The following is a 20,690-nucleotide window of genomic DNA, read 5'->3' as shown; positions in this document are numbered from 1 at the left end:
TGGCGAGGCCGAGGGCCCGGGCTTCGGGATGGAAGACCTCGGGCCCGGCCAGATAGATCGATGTCATGGTGCCCTCCTCGGGCACCAATCTAGCCGATCTCAGCCCGCGACGGTGTGGCTATGCCCCCACCAGGCGGCCCCCGCCTGGACGGGGGACAGGGCGAAATCACCCTGGGCCAGGCGGAGCAAGCCGCCCCAATAGCCGGTGACCAGCCAGTGCCGCCCATCGGGGGAAGGTGCAATACCGCAGGGGAAGGACAGGCCTGCCTCGTCGGTCCGAATCAGCTTCCGCGTGGCGCCGGTGGCACCGTCGAAAACGCCGATCCTATGGCTCGCCGGGAAGCTGATCAGCACCGCGTCGGCCGTGCGGTCATAGGCGATGGAAAGGCCGTGGCGGGCGAGTTTCGGCGCTTCGGTCAGCAGGGGCACCGCCTCGCGCCCGGCCCGGCGGAGCGGCAGGGCCGAAACATAGTCGAGCCCCACCTCGGCCGCCGGATCGCGGGTGGGGTCGGAGCTCGGCGCCGCCCTGGCCACCTTGGCCGTGACGGCGAAGATGCGGTCAAGCGCAGGCGCCACCAGGTGGCGCAACTCGGCACCGAGATCCGGTGCCGCCATGCGGTCGACCAGGCGACCGCTGGCCAATTCGACGATCGCCGCCGAAGGGGCCAGGACATGGGGCAGTTCCGCCTCGCCCTCCGGGGTGTGGTCGGCGGCCGTGCTGCCGTAATTGGCGATCACCAGATGGCGGCCGTCCGCCGTCGTCTGGAGGTCGTGGGGGCGGAGCCCGTAACTCGAAAAATCACCCACGGGGCGGAGCGTCGCCGCCTCGCGGATCACCACCCGGCCGGCCATGCGGGCGAGATCCGCCATGGGGTCCGGCCCGATCGGTTCGGCCGGCGCCCGTTCGGCGATCGCGACATGAAGCCCGTCGGGTAAGGTCAGGGCATGACCGCCGAAACGCCAACCCGGACGCATAGGCGCCGCCATGGCGACGAGATCGAGGGTTTCGGGGTCGAAGGCGGCGATCGTGTCGCCCTCCATGCCGGCGAAGACCGCGACACCGGCGGCGGGTGCCAGCGCGATGCCGTGGCCGCGCACCGGATAGGCGGCCCGGCGGGGCGGCGCGTCGGGGGCACCGAGATCGAGGATGGAGACCAGAGTCCGCGGCCCGTCCCAGCCGGCGGGCGCCTTCAAGACGCCCGGACGGTCGACGATCAGACCGCCTGCTTCCGTCGCCTCGCCGCTCCGATAGCCGGGCACGAAGAGCCGCGCCGGTGCCGTGGCGGCACGCGCGGTCGACGGGCCGAGCGCGACCGAACCCAGGACGGCCATCGCCGTCCCGAGCAGGCCGCGCCGGCTGATAGTTTGCCGGCGCGAGATCATGACCGCTACCTCAGTCGCCGCCACCGCCACCGCCACCGCCGCCCTGGCGGTCGCGCGGCAGCGACGGCGCCCGGACCTCGCTGGTCAGCGGGTCGTTCCAGTTGCCGTAGCCGCCGTCACCCGGCTTGCGGCTGACCGAATTCGGACCCAGATAGTTGTCCGAGGTCCAGGTCGCCACCGGCTTGCCCTTGCCGTCGGAGATCTGCGTCACCGTATAGGTGTGCAGGCTGCCGTAGTCGATGCCGGGCACGCGATAGCCGCTGTAGGTATAGACCTTCACCGTATGATCGGCCGGGATGTCGCCCTTGGCCTTCATGTCGTTCAGCGAAGTGGCGATGGCCTGGCCCCGGCGGGTCGCCGCGTCGACGCAGGACCCGCCCGAGAGATTGAAGACATTGCTGTAGATCGTGGTGCCCGGGGTTTCACCCGAGGCCTTTTCGATCGCACTGTCGACCTTGTCGAGGTCGAGGGGCTTCGGCGGCGGCGGCGGCATCGCCTCCGCGCCGAGGTCGGGCGGGACGCAGGCCGACAGTGAGGCAGCGGCGGCAACCGCCAGGGCGGCGAAAGTGGTGCGGATCTTTCTCATGGCGGCCCCCTCAGCGAATGCTCAGATAGGACACGGCGAAGGCACCTTTGGCGCCCGAACCGGCCATGGTGAATTCGAACACGGCGACCGACGAGGCGCCCTGCGCCTGCACGCTATAGGCCGTGGTCGCGAAGGCGGCGAGATCGACAGGATGCGCCCGATCGGCGGCCGCCACCGCTTCATCCAGGCTGGCGGGCCAATGCCCGTTCATGCGCTGGTAGCGGACGATGGCATCGCGCACCGCGGCCACGGCCGGGTCGTTGTCCACCTTCATGTCGCCCAGGATCGGCTTATCCGCCGCGAAGGCCATCGACGGGGGCATAATACCGCCCGTCGCCAGCAGGGCCGCCAAGACTGCAGCCGCGATCCGTGCTTTCCTCATATATCAACTCCGCCAAAGAAAAGGATTCGCTTGAATTCTTTTTTGATAATGGAGTGCCCGATCCTTGCCCTTGAGATGGATCAATTGACCCACTACGCACGACATACGGCCAGCACTGGTGGAGCTGCCGGCCATTACCTGCGGCGGCGCAGCAATATTCTGCTGCACCGCCGAAGCGTCAGGGCGCCGCACTGTCGCCCAGGGCGTCGGCAAGGGCCTGATAGCCTGCCGTCTTCAGCTTGATGATCTGGTCCTGGTCGGAGGACGAGCGGTTGATCGAAGCGCTGAGGGCCGTATCGTCGACCGGATCGGGGCGATAGAGCCGCCAACGGCCGCTCTCGACATCGATCAGCATCCCCTTCAGCACGATACGCATCTGTTGTGTCTCGTCCGGCACGATGGCGCCGACGATCGGCACCCAGGAGACCAGCTTGGTGGCATGGTCCCGGGTCGCCGACTCGAGCGCGCCCCAATAGCACAGCACCTGGCGATAGCCGCCCTTGGCCGCCATCAGGCGGAGGCGGAGACCGTAACTGTCCTCGCCCTCCTTGGGCGGCTGGCCGCCGAAAGGCACCGCGGTGAACTGGCGCCGCTTCAGGGCCTCGACCATTTCGGGATCGGGCGCCATGGCACCCGATTGGATTACCAGCAGCGGCTGGGAGCGGCGGGGCACCGGCGGCGTCGCCGTCTTCAGGGCGGCGGCGATATCGGCTTCGGTCACTGCCGCCGCCGGATGGCCGATCAAGTCGTCCTCGGTCAGTTCACCGCGATAGAAATCGTTCCGGCCGCCGTAGCCGCTGCCGCCGACGTTGGAGATCGAGCGCGTGCTGCAAGCCGCCAGGAGGGTGGCAGCGAGCAGGACTGCGATTTTCAGGTGTCTCATGGCATTTCCCGCAACTTTTGATGTGACGAGGCATGCTTGTCGGCGGATCGTGGCGGAGCGGGGGCAATCCCAGGGCGAAACCTGGCCCAAACGAAAACGGCCGGGTCGCCCCGGCCGTTTCCCATTCACCTGTGGCGCGAATGCACCAATGCCGGATCAGGCGCGCTTCAGGGCCGCCTTGTCGGAGAGCGGGTGGCTCAGCCTGTTCGCCATCTCCTTCGGGCAGATCTGCCAGAAGCGGTCGATCTCGCGTTCCCAGTCCGAGAGCAGACGGGTCGCCAGGGGCGAGCCGGTCTCGGCCTGGTGGCGCACGACCAGATCCTTCAGCAGCCCTTCCCAATGGGCCGAGGCGAGACGCTGGAACAGCACGGACTCTTCGTTGATCCGGGACGGGAATTCGTCGTCCGGGTCATAGACGAAGGCCATGCCGCCCGACATGCCGGCGCCGAAATTGTCGCCGACCGCGCCCAGGATCACCGCGGTACCGCCGGTCATATATTCGCAGCCGTTGGAGCCGCAGCCCTCGATCACCGTGGTGGCGCCCGAGTTGCGGACGGCGAAACGCTCGCCCGCCTGGCCGGCCGCGAACAGGAAGCCCGCGGTGGCGCCGTAGAGCACCGTGTTGCCGATGATCGTGTTCTCGTGCGGGACCAGCGGCGACGAGGTCGTCGGCCGCACGATGATGGTGCCGCCCGAGAGCCCTTTGCCGACATAGTCGTTGGCGTCGCCGTAAACCTTCAGCGTGACACCCTGCACCGCGAAGGCGCCGAGCGACTGCCCGGCCGAGCCGCGCAGCGAGACGGTGATATGGCCGTGGTCGAGCCCGGCCATGCCGAACTTGCGCACGACATGGGACGACAGCCGGGTACCGATGGCACGCTGCGTGTTACGGACGGAATAGGTGAGCTGCATCTTTTCGCCGCGCTCGAAGACCGCTTCCGCATCCTTCACCATCTGGGCGTCCAGCGTGTCCGGCACCTCGTTCCGCCCTTCGATCACCGAATGGCGGGCGTAGGGGCCGGAATCCGGCGTGACCAGCAGGGGGTTGAGGTCGAGGTCGTCGAGGTGGTGATGACCGCGGGAAACCTGACGCAGCAGGTCGACCCGGCCGATCGCCTCGTCCATCGAGCGAAGACCGAGCGAGGCCAGGATCTCGCGCACTTCCTCGGCGATGAAGGAGAACAGGTTGACCACCTTCTCCGGATTGCCGTCGAACTTCTCGCGCATCGCCGGGTCCTGGGTGCAGACGCCGACCGGGCAGGTGTTCGACTGGCACTGGCGCACCATGATGCAGCCCATGGCGACCAGGCTGGCCGTGCCGACGCCATATTCCTCCGCCCCCATGAGGGCGGCCATGACGACGTCGCGGCCGGTCTTGATGCCGCCGTCGGTACGGAGCTTCACCGAGTGACGCAGGCGGTTCAGGGTGAGCACCTGGTTCGACTCGGTCAGGCCCATTTCCCAGGGCAGGCCGGCATATTTGATCGAGGTCTGGGGCGAGGCGCCGGTGCCGCCGACATGGCCCGAGATCAGGATCACGTCGGCCTTGGCCTTGGCGACGCCCGCGGCAATGGTGCCGATGCCGGAACCCGAGACCAGCTTCACGCAGACCTGGGCGGTCGGGTTGATCTGCTTCAGGTCGTAGATGAGCTGGGCCAGATCTTCGATCGAATAGATGTCGTGATGCGGCGGCGGCGAGATCAGCATGACGCCCGGCGTCGAATGGCGCAGCCGCGCGATCTCGACCGTCACCTTGAAGCCGGGCAGCTGGCCGCCCTCGCCGGGCTTCGCCCCTTGGGCGACCTTGATTTCCAGCTCGCGGGCATTGTTCAGATATTCGGCGGTGACGCCGAAGCGGCCCGACGCCACCTGCTTGATCGGCGAATTGGCGTTGTCGCCGTTCGGCCGCGGCTTGAAGCGCTCCGCCCCCTCGCCGCCTTCGCCGGAGTCGGCCTTGGCGCCGATCCGGTTCATGGCGATGGTCAGGGTCTCATGCGCCTCGGGGCTGAGCGCGCCGAGCGACATGCCGGGGGTCACGAAGCGCTTGCGGATCGAGGTGATCGATTCGACTTCCTCGATCGGCACCGGCTTGCCGGCCGGCTTGAATTCGAGCAGGTCGCGGAGCGAGATCGGCGCCCGACTGTGCAGCGCCTGGGCATATTTCTTGTAGAGCGTATAGCTGTCCGTCGCCACCGACTGCTGGAGCAGGTGGATCAGGCTGCCTTCCCAGGCATGGAGCTCGCCGTTCTTGCGGAAGCGGTAGAGACCGCCCACCGGCAAGGCCGCCACTTCCGGATCGAAGGCACGGGCGTGCAGCTCGAGGACCTTCTTCTGGATGCCGGCGAGGCCGATACCGGAGATGCGCGACTGCATGCCGGGGAAGAATTCCGCGACCAGCGCCCGGCTGAGGCCGACCGCCTCGAAGTTGTAACCACCGCGGTAGCTCGAGAGCACCGAGATGCCCATCTTCGACATGATCTTCAGGAGGCCCTGGTTGATCGCCTCCTTGAAGCGCGCGATGCATTCGGCGTGGGAAAGACCCGGGAACAGGCCGCGCGCCAGCCGGTCGGCGATGCAGGCTTCGGCCAGATAGGCGTTGACCGTGGTCGCCCCGCAGCCGAGCAGCACGGCGAAAGTATGCGTATCCAGGCACTCGGCCGAACGCACGTTGATCGAGGTGAAGGTGCGCAGGCCACGGCGCACCAGGTGGCTGTGCACGCCGCCGACGGCCAGGATCATCGGGATCGCGGCGCGTTCCTCGGAGATCTTCTCGTCGGTCAGGATCAGGTGGCCGTAGCCCTGCCGCACCGCGTCCTCCGCCTCCTGGCGGATGCGCGAAACGGCGTGCTTCAGGGCGTCCACGCCGTCGTCGGCCGCGAAGGTACAGTCGATCTCGGCGACGGAGTCACCCATCACCTTCTTCAACTCTTCGAGCTCGCCCGAGGAGACCACAGGGCTCTCCAGCACCAGGACGTTGGCCTGGGACGAATCCTGGGCCAGCACGTTCTTCAGGTTGCCGAAGCGCGTCTTCAGGCTCATCACCCGATGCTCGCGCAGGGGATCGATGGGCGGATTGGTGACCTGGCTGAAGTTCTGCCGGAAATAGTGGTGCAGCGGGCGGAACTTCTCGGACAGCACGGCGAGCGGCGTGTCGTCGCCCATGGAACCGATGGCTTCCTTGCCGTCCTCGACCATGGGCTGGAGGATCAGCTCCATGTCCTCGTGGCTGAGGCCGGCCGCGAGCTGGCGCATGCGCAGCTCCGCCCGCTCGTAAGGCGTCGGTTCCTTGGCCGGCTTGATCTTCTCGTCGAGTTCGACGATCGAGCGCGTCCATTCGACGTAAGGATGCTGGGCCGCCAGCATGTCCTTCACTTCGCGGTCGTGGTAGAGCCTTCCGTCGGCGAGGTCGACGGCGATCATCTGCCCAGGCCCGAGACGGCCCTTCTCGACCACATTCGCCTCCGGCAGCAGGACCATGCCGGTCTCCGAGCCGATGACCAGGAGGCCGTCGCGCGTGATCGTATAGCGCATGGGACGCAGGCCATTACGGTCGAGACCGCCGACGATCCAGCGCCCGTCGGTCATGGCGAGCGCCGCCGGGCCGTCCCACGGCTCCATCACCGCATTGGCATAGGCATACATGGCCCGGTGCGCTTCCGGCATGGTCGACTTCTTCGACCAGGCTTCGGGCACCAGGAAGGTCTTGGCCAGCGGCGCCGAGCGGCCGGCCCGCACCAGGACCTCGAAGACATTGTCGAGGGCGGCCGAGTCCGAGCCGCCGGGCTGGATCACCGGCTTGATGTCGTCCGAATATTCGCCGAAGGCTTCCGAGACCATGCGGATCTCATGGCTCTTCATCCAGTTGACGTTGCCGCGCCAGGTGTTGATCTCGCCGTTGTGGGCGAGCATGCGGAAGGGCTGCGCCAGCTTCCACTTGGGGAAGGTGTTGGTCGAATAGCGCTGGTGATAGATCGCGAAGGACGAGACGAAACGATCGTCCGTCAGATCCGGATAGAAGTTCTCCAGGTCCGCGGCCAGGAACATGCCCTTGTAGATGATCGAGCGCGCCGACAGCGAGCAGACGTAGAAATCGGTCGAGATATTGGCTTCCAGCGCGCGCTTCTCGATCCGGCGGCGGATGATGAAGAGCTTGCGTTCGAACTCGTCGACCGTGAACCCTTCCGGGTGCTCGATCATGATCTGCTCGATCTCGGGCCGCGTCGCATTGGCCTTCTCGCCGATCACCGAAATGTCGACGGGAACCTGGCGCCAGCCGTAGATGTAGAAGCCGAAGTTCAGGATCTCCTGCTCGACGATGGTGCGGCAGGCTTCCTGCTGGCCGAAGTCGGTGCGGGGCAGGAACACCATGCCTACCGCGAGGCCGCGCTCGCTCGGCACATGGCCGGTCGAGCGGACGTGATCGGTGAAGAAGTCCTGCGGGATTTCGATGTGGATGCCGGCGCCGTCGCCCGTCTTGCCGTCGGCATCGACCGCACCGCGGTGCCAGACCGCCTTCAGCGCGTCGATGCCGGCGCGCACCACTTCGCGCCGCGGCCGGCCGTCGATCGCGGCCACCAGGCCGACGCCGCAGGAATCCTTCTCGTCCTCGTGGGAGTAGAGGCCCTGGGAATCCAGGCGTTCCGTCTCCTTCAGCCAGTGGGCGACGAATTCGGAACCGCTCTCGTAATTCTTGCTCATGTCTCGTCCCTCCAACCGGTCAGGAGGCCTTGGCGATGGCGGCATCCGCCTTCGCCTGCAAATAGGAGTGCATCTGGTCGGCGACGTCGCGGCCGTCGCGGATCGCCCACACCACGAGGGAGGCGCCGCGCACGATGTCACCCGCGGCGAAGACACCCTCGACATTGGTCATCTGGGTCTTGAAATCGACCTTCACGGTGCCCCAGCGCGAGACCGACAGTTCGGGCGCGCCGAACAGCTTCGGCAGGTCCTCGGGGTCGAAGCCCAGCGCCTTCACCACGAGATCGGCCGGCAGGTTGGTCGAGGAACCCTCGATCACCTCAGGCGTCTGGCGCCCGCTCGAATCCGGCAGGCCGAGACGCATGCGATGGGCCTTGACCGCGGTCACCTGGCTGTCGCCCAGGAACGCCTGCGGTGCCGAGAGCCAGACGAATTCGACGCCTTCCTCCTCGGCGTTCTTCACCTCGCGCATGGAACCCGGCATGTTCTCCCGGTCGCGGCGATAGAGGCATTTCACCGATTTGGCGCCCTGGCGGACGGCGGTGCGCACGCAGTCCATCGCGGTGTCGCCGCCGCCGATCACGATCACGTTCTTGCCGTTGGCGTCGAGCGCGCCGGATTCGAATTCCGGCACCGTGTCGCCGAGGCCGACCTTGTTCGAGGTGGTCAGATAGGTCATGGCCGGCACCACCCCGGCGAGGCCCGAACCCGGCACCGCCACGTCGCGCGCCTTGTAGACGCCGGTCGCGATCAGCAGGGCGTCGTGCTTGGCCTTCAGGTCGGCGAGGGAGGCGTCGCGGCCGATCTCGAAATTCAGGTGGAAGGTGACGCCCTGGTCCTTCAGCAGGTCGGCGCGGCGCCCGATCACCTGCTTTTCGAGCTTGAAGCCCGGGATGCCATAGACCAGCAGGCCGCCGACGCGGTCGTAACGGTCGTAGACATGGACCTCGTACCCCTTGGCACGCAGCATTTCGGCCGCGGCGAGACCGGCCGGGCCTGCACCGATGATGCCGACCGACTGGCCCAGTTCCTTGCGCGGCTTGCGCGGCTTCACCCAGCCGTTCTCCCAGGCGGTGTCGGTCAGGAATTTCTCGACCGAGCCGATGGTGACCGAGTTGAAGTCCTTCTCGATCACGCAATTGCCTTCGCACAGGCGGTCCTGCGGGCAGATGCGGCCGCAGACTTCCGGCATCGAATTGGTCGCCTGCGACAGTTCGTAGGCTTCCTGCAGGCGCCCCTCGGCGGTCAGCTTCAGCCAGTCCGGGATATTGTTGGAGAGCGGGCAATGCACCTGGCAGAAGGGAATGCCGCATTGCGAGCAGCGGCTGGCCTGCGCCTGGGCGGAGGGCTGAACGAAGGTCGCATAGATCTCGGCGAAGTCGTTCACACGCTCTTCCGCACTCCGCTTCGGCGGCGTCTGCTGCTCGAGCGACACGAACTTCAGCATCTTGTTTTCAGCCATGGCGCACTCCATCGCGGCCCAGGTCAAACGCCCCCGGCCTCGCAGTCTGGCTCATGGGCGCGTTACGGCGGTCCCGGCGCGTGGCGCCGGTTTCATCCGTGTTGATACCTGCAATTTTCCTGATCGCAAAGCAGAAAAATGCCGTTAGGTAAATATTACTGTCCTAATTTCCGCGGTCGCCCAGGAAGGAAGCAGGGCGAGCCCAGATTTTAGGCATAAATAGTTCCGTTTTGCGACCTATATGGCGGCGCAGCACGCCGTCCCGGCCTCGGCCGGCGGTCCCGACAACCTTGATTTGAAACGATTTTCCCACAGCCGTCGAGATCGATGTGGGCGCCGGCGCTCGCAGGCGCAAAAAAACCCGCCCGGTTCGCCCCGGGCGGGTTCTCGTTCAGGAGAGCGGCCGAAGCTCAGCCTTCGACGGTGGTCGCCGTGGCGTATTGGCCAGTCTTGCGGAAGCGCAGGAGATAGGACGGCACCACCGCCTCGACCGAATCCGGCGTGATGCCGAAGGCGTCGAAGCCGGGCGCATCGGGCGCCACCACATTGTCGACTTCCAGCATCTTCACCTGGTCGACGGTGATCGGCGCGCCGGGCAGCCAGCCGACCGCAGCCGCCTGCAGCTTGGCGAGGCCGAGGGGCACGGGCAGCAGCAGGGCCTTGCGCCCCGTCACCTTGAGGATCAGTTCCATGAGCTGGCGGAAGCTGTAGACCGTGGGGCCGCCCAGTTCATAGGGCTTGTCGGCGGCGGTCACGGTGCCGTTCACCGCCGCGACCACGGCATCGGCGACATCGCCGGCATAGACCGGCTGCACCAGGTTGGCGCCGCCGCCGATCAGCGGCAGCACCGGCGAGTAGCGCGCCAGATTGGCGAAGCGGTTGAAGAACTTGTCTTCCGGCCCGAACACCAGGGAGGGGCGCAGGATCACCGCCTCCGGGAAGGCCGCCTTCACACCGGCCTCGCCCGCCGCCTTGCTGCGGCCGTATTCGGACGGCGCATCGGCCGCGGCGCCGATCGCCGAGAGCTGGACGAAGCGCGAGGCGCCGGCCGCCTTGGCCGCCTCGGCCACGCGTTTGGCACCCTGGGCCTGGATCAGGTTGAAGCTCTGGCTGCCCGACTCGGCGATCAGGCCGACCAGGTTGACCACCGCCTCGGCACCGTGCACCGCCAGTTCGACCGACGCCTTGTGGCGCACATTGGCCTGCACGATGGCGATCTGCCCGACGTCGCCCATGGGGCGGAGAAAGCCCGCTTCCTGCGGCCGCCGCACGGCGACGCGCACGCGCCAGCCCTGTTTGGCCAGCCGCTTCACGACGTAGCGACCGACGAAACCCGAACCCCCGAATACCGTGACCAGCCTGTCGGCCATCTGCGCACTCCAGTCCCGAACCTTATTGCGCGCACCATAACCATTAAGGGGGCCGCCGCCAATGGCGCCGCGGCCCTCATGGATAAAGGTCGAAGCATTTGGCATGATGGCGCCGTGTCCTCGCCCGATTCCACCCCGCCCGTCCTGATCGTCGACCATCTGGCCAAGCGCTTCGGTGCGCTCGAGGCGGTGGCCGATGTCAGCTTCTCGATCGCGGCGGGCGCCATCACCGGCTTGCTGGGCGGCAACGGCGCCGGCAAGACCACCACGATCGCCATGATCCTGGGCCTCCTGAAGCCCACGGCCGGCACCATCCGCGTGCTCGGCCACGACCTCGCGCGGGAGCCGGTCCTGGTCAAATCCTGGCTCAATTTCTCCTCGCCCTATGTCGATCTGCCGCACCGCCTGACCGTCGAGGAGAATCTGACCGTCTTCGCCCGCCTCTACGGCGTCGCCGAACCGCGCCGCCGGGTGGCCGAACTGGCCGGCGACCTCGACCTCGGCGACTTACTGGAGCGCCCGGTCGGCCGCCTCTCCGCCGGGCAGCGGACGCGCGTCGCCCTGGCCAAGGCGCTGGTCAATTCGCCCCGCCTCCTGCTCCTGGACGAGCCGACCGCCTCGCTCGATCCCGATACCGCCGACTGGGTGCGGACCTATCTGCTGGACTATCAGCGCCGCGCCGGTGCTGCCATCCTGCTCGCCTCCCACAATATGGCGGAGGTCGAGCGGATGTGCGCCGACGTCGTGATGATGCAGAAGGGCCGCGTGGTCGACCACGACACGCCCGCCGGCCTGCTCGCCCGCTATGGACGGGAGAATCTCGAACAGGTCTTCCTCGATATCGCCCGCAGCGGCGTGAAGGGGGCGGCATGAGCGCGCCGTCGCTGAACCGGATCGGCGCCCTGGTGCTGCGCCATTGGTACCTGCTCCGCTCGTCCTGGCCGCGGCTCCTCGACATGGTCTATTGGCCGACGGTGCAGATGCTGACCTGGGGCTTCATCACTGTCTCGCTGGCACCGCCGGCGGGTGCCGCGGGCCAGGGCCTCGGCGTGCTGCTGGGTGCCGCCCTGCTGTGGGACGTGCTGCTGCGCGCCCAATTGGGCACCTCGATGTCCTTTCTCGAGGAAATGTATTCGCGGAACCTCGGCCACCTGATGGCGAGCCCGCTCCGCCCGATCGAATTCCTGGCGGCGCTGGCGACCGTGGGCATGCTGCGCACCCTGGTCGGCATGGTGCCGACCAGCCTGCTGGCGATCTGGTTCTTCGGTTTCTCGATTTACGACATGGGCCTGTCGCTGGCCGCCTTCTTCGCCCTGCTGGTCTTCATGGGCTGGGCCATCGGCCTGTTCATCGCCGGCCTCGTGATGCGGGTCGGCATGGGGGCGGAGGCCCTGGCCTGGGGCTTCGTCTTCGCCATCGCACCCCTTTCGGCGGTGTTCTACCCCCTCGCGGTATTGCCCGAATGGCTGCAGCCGGTCTCGCTCGCCCTGCCCTCGACCCATGTCTTCGAAGGGATGCGCGCGCTGCTCCGCGACGGCGTGGTCCGGGGCGACCATCTGGCCGCCGCCTTCGCCCTCGACCTGCTCTATCTCGGATTGGGCATTGCGGCCTTCCTCGCCTTCCACGAAAGTGCGCGCGACCGCGGACGCCTGCTCCAGATGGGCGAATGAGGGAACCCTGATCGCTACCGGCCGTTGGTCCGGTGGGGGTAGCAGAAGGAAGAGCGAAATGCAGATGATGTCCCGACGCGACCTGATGGGCGGTGCCGTCACCGCCATCGCCCTGGCCGGCTTCGGCCGCGCCGCCCTGGCCGCTTCCGACCAGCAGACCCTGGTCGACCAGGCGCGCATCACCATCGAGAGCATGGGCAGCGACCCGTCCTACGGCGACATGAAGGCCTATCTCAGCCGTTCCGTCGGCTGCCTGATCGTGCCCCAGCTTCTCAAGGCCGGCTTCATCATCGGCGGCTCGGGCGGCGACGGCGTGCTGGTCGGCCGCGACAAAGCGAGCGGGCAATGGTCCGCCCCCGCCTTCTATTCGCTGGCGGCCGGTTCGATCGGCCTGCAGATCGGCGCCCAGGCTTCGGAAGTGGTCCTGGTGGTCAACAACCAGCGCGGCCTCGAGGCGATCTTCAAGGACGAGATGAAGCTCGGCGCCGACGCCTCGATCGCGGTCGGCCCCGTGGGTTCGGGCGTCGAAGCGGCGACCACGACCAATTTCCGCGCCGACATCTATTCCTACGCCCGGGCCAAGGGCCTGTTCGCGGGCGCCTCGCTCGAAGGCGCCGGCGTGCTCTCGGCGGCGAGCTGGAACAAGGCCTACTACGGCCGTTCGGTCAATCCGCGCGACATCGTGCTGAACCGCCTGGTGGACAATCCGGGCGCTGCCGCCCTGAAGTCGACGCTGGCCCGCGTCGCCCACGCCTGATCAGAACACCGCCGACAGGACGCTGGCCGCGGCCAGCACGACGATCCACAGCGCATGGGCCCGGTCGACCACGATCCGGGCCCCCGCCAGGCGGCGCGCCGCGGCCGAGGGCACCAGCCCGCCGCGGTCCAGCACGCCGGCCAGCGCGGTGACCGCGGGCGACGGCGCCAGGCCCGGCGCCGGCAGCCGGCCAAGGCCGATCAGCACCCCCGCGATCCAGGCGGCCGGCGCCGTCAGCAGCCCGTGACAGCGCCGAACCGCGCGGCCGAAGTCGCCGTCCCGGTCCCGGTCCACGGCATGGACCAGCCATTGCCCGGCCTTGATCGCGAAAAGTCCCGGCAAGCCGGCCGCCAGATAGGCGAGCGGCAGCGCCACCGCCCCATCGGCGAAGCGCGAGGCGAGGCGGGCACAGGCGATCGTGCCGACCTGTTCGGCCCGCCGCGGCCCCAGCGAGGCGAGGCCCTGGACCGCGCGCCGCGCCGTCGAGCGGGCGGCCTGATAGGCGATTCCGGCGGCCAGGATGAAGACTTCCGACACGGCGGGCCAAGGCGCCGGCAGCCAGTCGCGCAGCGCCGCCGCCACCGCGAAGCCGAGGCCGACGGCGAGACCCACCACCACCAGCCAGAGCAAGGTACCGCGGAAACGCCGGGTCGCCGCCGGGCGCCTGGCCCGGTTCAGCCGCCGCACCAGAATGGCGACGGGCCGCGCCACCACGGCCGGGGGCGACGCCCGGCGGCGCGGCCACAGACGGTCGATCATCAGGGCGGCGATGGCCGGGCCGGCCGGCTGGACGGCGAACCAGTGGACGAATGCGTCGAGCACCCCTGCCCGCCCCTTCCGCGATCCGTTAGAATGCCGCCCGATTACGGAGGGGCCGGGGGGCGTCGTCAAGTGTCCGGAGTTCGTCGATGCGCCGCCTGATGCTGATCCTGCCGGCGGCGCTCCTGCTGATCGCCGGCCTCGGCTTCGGTGCTGCCTGGACCGCGCACCGCCTGCATTGGCTGGCGCCGGGCGACGATCCCTGGGGCCGGCTGGACCTCGACGCGGCACCCGGCTGGTTCACCCGGTCGCAACTGCTCGCCCTGACCGAGGACCCGGTCGCCTGTTTCGCGACGCTGCGCGCCGGCCATGTCGCCTTCGAGGCGATCCCGGACGAGCCGATCGTCGAAGGCTGCGGCTTCGCCGACGCGCTTCGCTACGCGGGCGAAAAGGCACGCTTCAAGGCGCCCGTCGTGCTGACCTGCGCCATGACCGCCGCCTATGTCCTGTTCGAGCGCCAAGTCCTGCAACCTGCGGCGGAGCGCGAGCTGCGCAGCCGGATCACCGCGGTCGAAGACTGGGGCACCTATAATTGCCGCAACATCGGCCGCGAGGAAGGCCGGCGGCGCAGCGAGCACGCCAAGGCCAATGCAATCGACCTCGCCGGTTTCACCACGGCGAGCGGCCGGCGCGTCACCATCACGGCCGATTGGGGCAAAGGCGATGCCGCCGGGCGCTTCCTCCTGGCGCTTCGCGACGGCGCCTGCCACTGGTTCAAGGTCGTGCTGGGACCCGATCACGACCCCACCCACCACGACCACCTGCATCTCGACATGGGGCCTTTCGGGGCCTGCCGTTGAGGGGCCGCCGGGGCGATTTCCCTTCGTCCCCGGTGCGCCGCGGGTTAGGGTCTCGGCAACAGAAAATGAGTGGAACCGTGCGCGCCCTGCTTGCCCCCCCAGCCATCGCCGCCACCGCGATCGCCCTCGTCCTCGCTGCCTGCGCCAAGCCGGCCCCGCCGCCCGGCCCGGACCGCGCGGCCGAGGCCCGCGCCGCCTTCGGCGACCAGCTCGAAGCCTATCAGGGCAAGCCTTTCGCCGACTTGGTGACCAGCTATGGCGAGCCGACGACCAGGAAGCCCGCCTCGGACGGCGGCACCGTCGCCGTCTGGTCGCGCCGCGGCAATGCGATCGTCGACGGCAAGGAAATCGTGCAGGACTGCGACGTGACCGCCTTCGTCGACCAGAAGGGCGTCGTCTCCGGCATCGTGGCGGGCGGCAGCACCCTGTTCTGCGCCCGGAGCTTCGTGCCGACCCGGCGCGAGGCCCCGGCGCAGAGCCCGCTCTATTCCGGACCGAGCGTCGGCGGGTCGAGCGACTCGACGGCCCTGCCCGGCGCGCACGGCGCCCTGCCGCCGCCGTTCTGAGCGCTTCCGACCAAAGGGCGGGTTGCTAAGACCGGCCCGCCCCGCCTAGGCTCGGTCACAAACAAAGGGCGAAGACCCGTCCAGGAAACAGGCCGTGCTGATCGCGTTTCTGACCGACATCCATTCGAACCGGGAAGCCTTCTCGGCCTGCCTCGCCCACGCCGAGGCCAAGGGCGCGCAGAAATTCGTCTTCCTCGGCGACTACATCGGCTATGGCGCGGATCCGGAATGGACCGTGCAGACGGTCATGGAACGGGTCGCCAAGGGGGCCGTCGCCATCCGCGGCAATCACGACGATGCGGCGACCGGCGGCGTCGGCGGCATGAACAACAATGCCGCGGCGGCGATCGAATGGACCCGTGGCCATCTCTCCCGCGATTCGCGCCGCTTCCTCGACGCCCTGCCGATGACGGTGATCGACGACGACCGCCTCTATGTCCATGCCGACGCTTCGGCGCCCGACCGCTGGATCTATGTGACCGACGGCGAGAGTGCGCGCCACAGCCTGGAAGCGGCGGAGACGCGGCTGGTCTTTTCGGGCCATGTCCATGTCCCCGGCATCTACGGCCTCTCCGGCCTCGGCAAGCTGACGCCGTTCCAGCCGACGCCGGGTGTCTCCGTGCCCCTGCTGGCGCAGCGCCGCTGGCTCTGCCTGATCGGCTCGGTCGGCCAGCCACGGGACGGCAACCCGGCCGCGGCCTATGCCCTCTACAATACCTTCACGGCCGAGATCACCTTCCAGCGCGTGCCCTATGACGTCGAGGCGGCGGCGCGGAAGATCGTCGACGCCGGCCTTCCCACCGGCCTCGCGTCCCGTCTCTTCGCCGGGCGCTGATCGTGGTCGCCAGGATCGAGACGGGCCGCGTCATCGACGGTTTCCTGGTCGATTCCCAGATCCACCGGGGCGGCATGGCGACACTGTGGTCGGTCCGCCACGACGCCTATTCGATCCCCCTGATCATGAAGGTGCCGCGCCTCGCCGAGGGCGAGGACCCGGCGGTGATCGTCGGCTTCGAGATGGAGCAGATGATCCTGCCGCGCCTGACCGGCGTCCATGTGCCGCGCTTCATCGCCTCGGGCGACTTCAAGACCACGCCCTATATCGTGATGGAGCGGATCGACGGGCCGACCCTGCACAAGCGCCTGCCCGACCTGCCCCTGCCGCCCGCCGAAGTGGCCGACATCGGTGCCCGGGTGGCGACCGCGCTCGACGCCCTGCACCGCCAGCAGGTCGTCCATCTCGACGTCAAACCCTCCAACATCATGGTGCGGCCGACGGGCGAGATGGCGCTGGTCGACTTCGGCCTGTCGCGCCACCTGCAACTGCCCGACCTGATGGACGAGGAATTCCGCGTGCCTTACGGCACCGCGCCCTATATGGCGCCGGAACAGATCCTGGGCCAGCGTTCGGAGCCGCGGAGCGATCTCTTCTCGCTCGGCGCCTTGATGTATTTCTTCGTCACCGGGATCCGGCCCTTCGGCGATCCGCAGGGCATGAAGGGCCTGAAGAAACGCCTGTGGCGCGATCCCGTGCCGCCGCGCGGCATCAAGCCGGACTGCCCGCCCTGGCTGCAGGAGATCATCCTCCGCTGCCTCGAAGTCAATCCGGCGCTGCGCCACCCGACCGCGGCCCAGCTCGCCCTCGACCTGCGCAACCCGGGCCAGGTGCAGTTGACCGCGCGGGCCGAGCGGCTGGAACAGGACGGGTTCTTCACCGCCTGGCGCCGCCGGCTCGACATCGACCAGTTGATCCATGTCGAGAAGCCGTCGGGCGACGCCCCCATCGTCATGGTGGCGATCGACCCCGCCACCCAGTCCGACGCCGTGGCCGACGCCATGCGCGCCAATGTGCGCCATACCATGTCGGCCATGCCGAACGCCCGCCTCGCCTGCGTCAACGTGCTCAAGCTGCGCCGCATCGGCATGGATTCGACCCTCGACGAGGAGGGCGAGAACAAGCACATGCAGCGCCTGATCGAGCTCCGCCACTGGGCCCGCCCGCTCGGCCTCGGCGAAGGCCAAGTGACCTACCACGTCCTCGAAGCGGTCTCGCCCGCCACCGCCATCCTCGAATTCGCGCGCTCCAACCACATCGACCAGATCGTGATGAGCGCCCGCGCCCGCTCGACCATGCGGAGCCTGCTCGGCTCCGTCTCCGGCGAAGTGGCGGCCGAGGCGCCCTGCAGCGTCACCGTGGTGCGCACCAGGGGCGACGGCGAGGGCGGCGAGGGCTGAGGCTTATTCCACGGCACGAAATCGTTAGAAGTTCTTATTAGGACGACACAAGGCCGTGGATTGATCCAGATCATCCGCCGGCACTGTTGTTTACGCTGCTCTGTCTGCCTGGACATCTGCCGAGGCGACCATGAGCTTCTACCGCGATCTGAGCGACAAATCGGCCCTCCGGGCCTGGAACACCCGCCCGCGCGAGGTCTTCCGCCATTTCGGCGTGACCCCGCTGGCCCCCACCATCGGCGCCCGGATCGAGGGGCTGGACCTTTCGGCCGAGTTGGACGACGAGCAGGCGGCAGAACTCCGCCGCGCCCTCGACACCCATCTCGTGCTGGCGATCCCGGGCCAGCGCCTGGACCGCGAGGCACACAAGCGCCTGGGCCGCCAGTTCGGCGCGCTGCACAGCCACCTGCTGGGCAAGGCGCGGGTGATCAAGGGCGAGACCTATGATCCCGAGATCCTGTCCTGGCAGACCGGCGCCGGCTCCACCTTCACCGCGGGCGACGCCTGGCACGCCGATGTTTCCTGCGACGCCCATCCGATCCAGGTTTCGGCGCTGCATGTCACCCGCCTGCCCGAGGTGGGCGGCGGCGACACCGCCTTCGCCAATATGTATCTCGCCTACGAAAGCCTGTCGGACCGCTTCAAGAGCCTGCTCGCCGGGCTGACCGCGCTGCACGACGGCGGCCGCGCCTGGACCGCCGGCTATGGCTCGCAACCCGACACGGGGCGCAATTTCCCGGCCACGGAACATCCGGTGGTGGCCCGCCATCCGCGCACCGGGCGGCCTTTCCTCTATGTCAATCCGGCCTTCACCAGCCATATCGTGCAATTGCCGCGGCATGAGAGCGACGCCCTGCTGGGCTTCCTGCACCGCCATGTCGAACGCAGCCTGCCGTTCCAGGTCCGCGTCGGCTGGGAGGAGGACATGATCCTGCTGTGGGACAATTGGGCGACCCAGCATCACGCCGTCTGGGACTATTACCCCTTCGAGCGCTGGGGCGAGCGGGTCTCCGCCGTGCCGGCCTACGGCCCGGTCGCGGCCTGATCCGGCGCCTGGCGAAGGTCGCGGGTGATCTCGACCAGATGGTCCATCACGGCGCGGACGCGGGGGGCCCGGCGCAGGTCCGGATGGACCACGAGCCAGAGGTCCCGCGCCGCCGCCGGCCCCTCGGCCAGGCAGACGAGGTCCGCCGCCGGATCGGCCAGGACATGGGGCAGCGCGCCGAGCCCGAGGCCGGCCCGGACCGCGGCCACGATGGCCGAGAGGTCGTTGGCCATGAGCGCCACCGGCAACTCGCCCGCAAGATCGCGCAGCCAGCGCTGCTGCGGCACTTCCGCCAATTCGTCGTCATAGCCGATGTAGCGCCGCCGCCCGGGCGGCGTGCCCTCGACATAGTCGCGCCGGCCATAGAGACCATAGGCGAGACCGCCGACCCGCCGCGCCACCAGGCCGTCGCCTTCCGGCGGCAGCAGGCGGAGCGCCAGGTCGACCTCGCGCCGGGCGAGATTCGAGGCCGCGGTGGCGCCGACCAGATCGATCGCCAGCCCGGGGTGCCGATCCAGCAACGGGCCGAGCCGCGGCATCAGCCAGAGCGCGCCGAGGGCGGGCGGCACGCCGATCCGGACCGTGCCCTCGATACCGCGGCCGGCACCGTCCGCTTGCCGCTCGAAGGCCAGGACCGCCGCCTCGACCGCCTCCAGCCGCCCGGTCAGGGCCTCGCCGTCCGCAGTCAGGCGGTAGCCGCGCGGCAGGCGGTCGAACAGCTTCAGGGCGAGCCGCGCCTCGAGCGCCGCGATCCGCCGCGCCACCGTCGTATGGTCGGTGCGCAGTGCCCGTGCCGCCGCCGACAGGCTGCCGCCACGGGCCAGCGCCGCGAAGAAGCGAAGGTCGTCCCAATCGTCCATCTGCGCATTATCGCACAGATAAGGCGCGAGCATCCCGGGTTTCTGCGCAGATGATCCGGACCTAGGGTTCCGCCGTCCAGAACGGCAGGAGAAGCCCATGTCCCTCGTCATTGCCATGGCCGCCCATGGCGGCGCCGACGTCTTGCAGGCCCGCGACATCGCGGTGCCGCCGCCCGGTCCCGGCGAAGCCCGCATCGTCCAGGCCGCCGCCGGGGTCAATTTCGTCGACATCTACCACCGCAGCGGCCTCTATCCCGTGCCCGGCCTGCCCGCCGTGCCGGGGGTCGAAGGGGCCGGCGTGGTCGAGGCGGTCGGGCCGGGGGTCGAGGCGCTTCGTCCCGGCGACCGTGTCGCCTATGCCGGCCTGCCCATCGGCGGCTATGCCGAGGTGCGGAACCTGCCGGCTTCGCGCCTGCTGGCGCTGCCCGCCGGCATCGCCGTCTCGACCGCGGCCGCCGCCATGCTGCGCGGCCTGACCGCCCATATGCTGCTGCACCGGGTGGTGAAGGTCGGGCCGGGCAGCACCCTGCTGGTCCATGCCGCGGCGGGCGGCCTCGGCCTTCTGCTCACTCAATGGGCGAAGCGCCTGGGGGCACGGGTGATCGGCACGGTCGGCAGCGAAGAGAAGGCCGCACTCGCCCTGGCCCATGGGCTCGACCATGCGATCCTTCACCGCGAGCAGGATTTCGTCGCCGAGACCCGTCGCCTGACCGACGGCCGCGGCGTCGACGTCGCCTATGACGGCATCGGCGGCGACACGCTGAAGCGGACCCTGGACGCCGTCGCCCCGTTTGGCACGGTGGCCAGCGTCGGCCAGGCCGGCGGGCCGATCCCGGCCTTCGAGGTGACCGAGCTCGGCCCCCGGCGCTGCCTCGCCCTGGCGCGGCCCAGCGTCTTCGCCTATGCCGCCGACCTGCCGTCCTACCGCGCCGCGGCCGGTGCCCTCTTCGCCGCGATCGCGGATGGGCTTCGGATCACCGTGGGGGCCGAATTCCCCCTGGCCCAGGCGGCGGACGCCCAGCGCGCCCTGGAGGCCGGCCGGACCACCGGCTCGATCCTGCTGCGGCCCTGAAGCGGACCCTGGGGGCGGGGTTTCCCGCCCCCAAGATAATGCACAATTTAGAAATAATAACTTTCTGAACGGCCCATTTTTGACCAGAACGAAACACCCTAC

Annotated in this window: 18 protein-coding genes; 9 read left to right on the top strand and 9 right to left on the bottom strand. The window is 68.7% G+C overall.

What is annotated here, in order from left to right:
• Positions 1–99 precede the first annotated feature (99 nt).
• From WC493_RS09710 to WC493_RS09680, 7 genes are all read right to left on the bottom strand, one after another.
• Positions 100–1,407, bottom strand: a complete 1,308-nt coding sequence (locus tag WC493_RS09710) for a DUF1513 domain-containing protein (RefSeq protein WP_373065011.1) — start codon at positions 1,405–1,407, stop codon at positions 100–102.
• Entirely contained in the window at positions 1,394–1,969 is a 576-nt protein-coding gene (locus WC493_RS09705; protein ID WP_373065009.1) for a hypothetical protein, read from the bottom strand. The genes WC493_RS09710 and WC493_RS09705 overlap by 14 nt, the downstream gene beginning before the upstream one ends.
• Positions 1,970–1,979: 10 nt before the next feature.
• Complete coding sequence (locus WC493_RS09700; RefSeq protein WP_373065007.1) at positions 1,980–2,321, bottom strand: hypothetical protein; 342 nt, start codon at positions 2,319–2,321, stop codon at positions 1,980–1,982.
• Positions 2,322–2,529: 208 nt separating this feature from the next.
• On the bottom strand, positions 2,530–3,234 hold the full coding sequence (locus tag WC493_RS09695; protein WP_373065005.1) for a hypothetical protein: 705 nt from the start codon (positions 3,232–3,234) through the stop codon (positions 2,530–2,532).
• Between the two features lie 156 nt (positions 3,235–3,390).
• Entirely contained in the window at positions 3,391–7,932 is a 4,542-nt protein-coding gene (gltB, locus tag WC493_RS09690; RefSeq protein WP_373065003.1) for a glutamate synthase large subunit, read from the bottom strand.
• Between the two features lie 19 nt (positions 7,933–7,951).
• Positions 7,952–9,394, bottom strand: a complete 1,443-nt coding sequence (locus WC493_RS09685) for an NAD(P)-dependent oxidoreductase (protein WP_373065001.1) — start codon at positions 9,392–9,394, stop codon at positions 7,952–7,954.
• A 410-nt stretch (positions 9,395–9,804) separates the two neighbouring features.
• Positions 9,805–10,764: a complex I NDUFA9 subunit family protein gene (locus WC493_RS09680; RefSeq protein ID WP_373064999.1), complete on the bottom strand. Its 960-nt coding sequence runs from the start codon at positions 10,762–10,764 to the stop codon at positions 9,805–9,807.
• Positions 10,765–10,878: 114 nt separating this feature from the next.
• Here WC493_RS09680 and WC493_RS09675 point away from each other — a divergent pair, with 114 nt between their 5' ends.
• Genes WC493_RS09675 through WC493_RS09665 form a run of 3 tightly spaced genes read left to right on the top strand, consistent with a single transcriptional unit; the run spans position 10,879 to position 13,191 of the window.
• Positions 10,879–11,637, top strand: coding sequence for an ABC transporter ATP-binding protein (locus WC493_RS09675; protein WP_373064997.1), 759 nt, complete (start codon positions 10,879–10,881; stop codon positions 11,635–11,637).
• Positions 11,634–12,434 carry an ABC transporter permease gene (locus tag WC493_RS09670; RefSeq protein WP_373064995.1) on the top strand — a complete coding sequence of 267 codons (801 nt, stop codon included), beginning with the start codon at positions 11,634–11,636 and terminating at the stop codon, positions 12,432–12,434. The genes WC493_RS09675 and WC493_RS09670 overlap by 4 nt, the downstream gene beginning before the upstream one ends.
• A gap of 58 nt (positions 12,435–12,492) precedes the next feature.
• Complete coding sequence (locus tag WC493_RS09665) at positions 12,493–13,191, top strand: lipid-binding SYLF domain-containing protein (RefSeq protein ID WP_373064993.1); 699 nt, start codon at positions 12,493–12,495, stop codon at positions 13,189–13,191.
• Here the strand turns inward: WC493_RS09665 and WC493_RS09660 are convergent, their stop codons facing one another.
• A complete protein-coding gene (locus WC493_RS09660) occupies positions 13,192–14,013 on the bottom strand; it encodes a hypothetical protein (RefSeq protein WP_373064990.1) in 822 nt (273 codons plus the stop codon). It lies immediately after the preceding gene.
• Between the two features lie 86 nt (positions 14,014–14,099).
• Here WC493_RS09660 and WC493_RS09655 point away from each other — a divergent pair, with 86 nt between their 5' ends.
• The 5 genes from WC493_RS09655 to WC493_RS09635 all read left to right on the top strand — a co-directional run bounded on the left by WC493_RS09655 (position 14,100) and on the right by WC493_RS09635 (position 18,656).
• Positions 14,100–14,810 carry an extensin family protein gene (locus WC493_RS09655; protein WP_373064988.1) on the top strand — a complete coding sequence of 237 codons (711 nt, stop codon included), beginning with the start codon at positions 14,100–14,102 and terminating at the stop codon, positions 14,808–14,810.
• 77 nt (positions 14,811–14,887) lie between these two features.
• A complete protein-coding gene (locus tag WC493_RS09650; protein ID WP_373064986.1) occupies positions 14,888–15,376 on the top strand; it encodes a hypothetical protein in 489 nt (162 codons plus the stop codon).
• Positions 15,377–15,470: 94 nt separating this feature from the next.
• Positions 15,471–16,211 carry a metallophosphoesterase gene (locus WC493_RS09645; protein ID WP_373064984.1) on the top strand — a complete coding sequence of 247 codons (741 nt, stop codon included), beginning with the start codon at positions 15,471–15,473 and terminating at the stop codon, positions 16,209–16,211.
• A 2-nt stretch (positions 16,212–16,213) separates the two neighbouring features.
• Positions 16,214–17,611 carry a protein kinase gene (locus WC493_RS09640; protein ID WP_373064982.1) on the top strand — a complete coding sequence of 466 codons (1,398 nt, stop codon included), beginning with the start codon at positions 16,214–16,216 and terminating at the stop codon, positions 17,609–17,611.
• Between the two features lie 130 nt (positions 17,612–17,741).
• A complete protein-coding gene (locus WC493_RS09635; protein ID WP_373064980.1) occupies positions 17,742–18,656 on the top strand; it encodes a TauD/TfdA dioxygenase family protein in 915 nt (304 codons plus the stop codon).
• On the opposite strand, the gene WC493_RS09630 is transcribed toward WC493_RS09635, so the two are convergent.
• On the bottom strand, positions 18,635–19,549 hold the full coding sequence (locus WC493_RS09630) for a LysR family transcriptional regulator (protein ID WP_373064978.1): 915 nt from the start codon (positions 19,547–19,549) through the stop codon (positions 18,635–18,637). The genes WC493_RS09635 and WC493_RS09630 overlap by 22 nt on opposite strands.
• Before the next feature lie 64 nt (positions 19,550–19,613).
• Between WC493_RS09630 and WC493_RS09625 the strand changes: the two genes are divergently transcribed.
• The gene (locus WC493_RS09625; RefSeq protein ID WP_373064976.1) at positions 19,614–20,588 is read left to right on the top strand and encodes a quinone oxidoreductase; all 975 of its coding nucleotides are present in this window, start codon (positions 19,614–19,616) and stop codon (positions 20,586–20,588) included.
• Positions 20,589–20,690 lie beyond the last annotated feature (102 nt).

This window comes from Zavarzinia sp., from assembly GCF_041650655.1.
GTDB lineage: Bacteria > Pseudomonadota > Alphaproteobacteria > Zavarziniales > Zavarziniaceae > Zavarzinia.
Note: the sequence above shows the minus strand (reverse complement) of the source record. Positions and strands in the feature narration are given on the sequence as shown.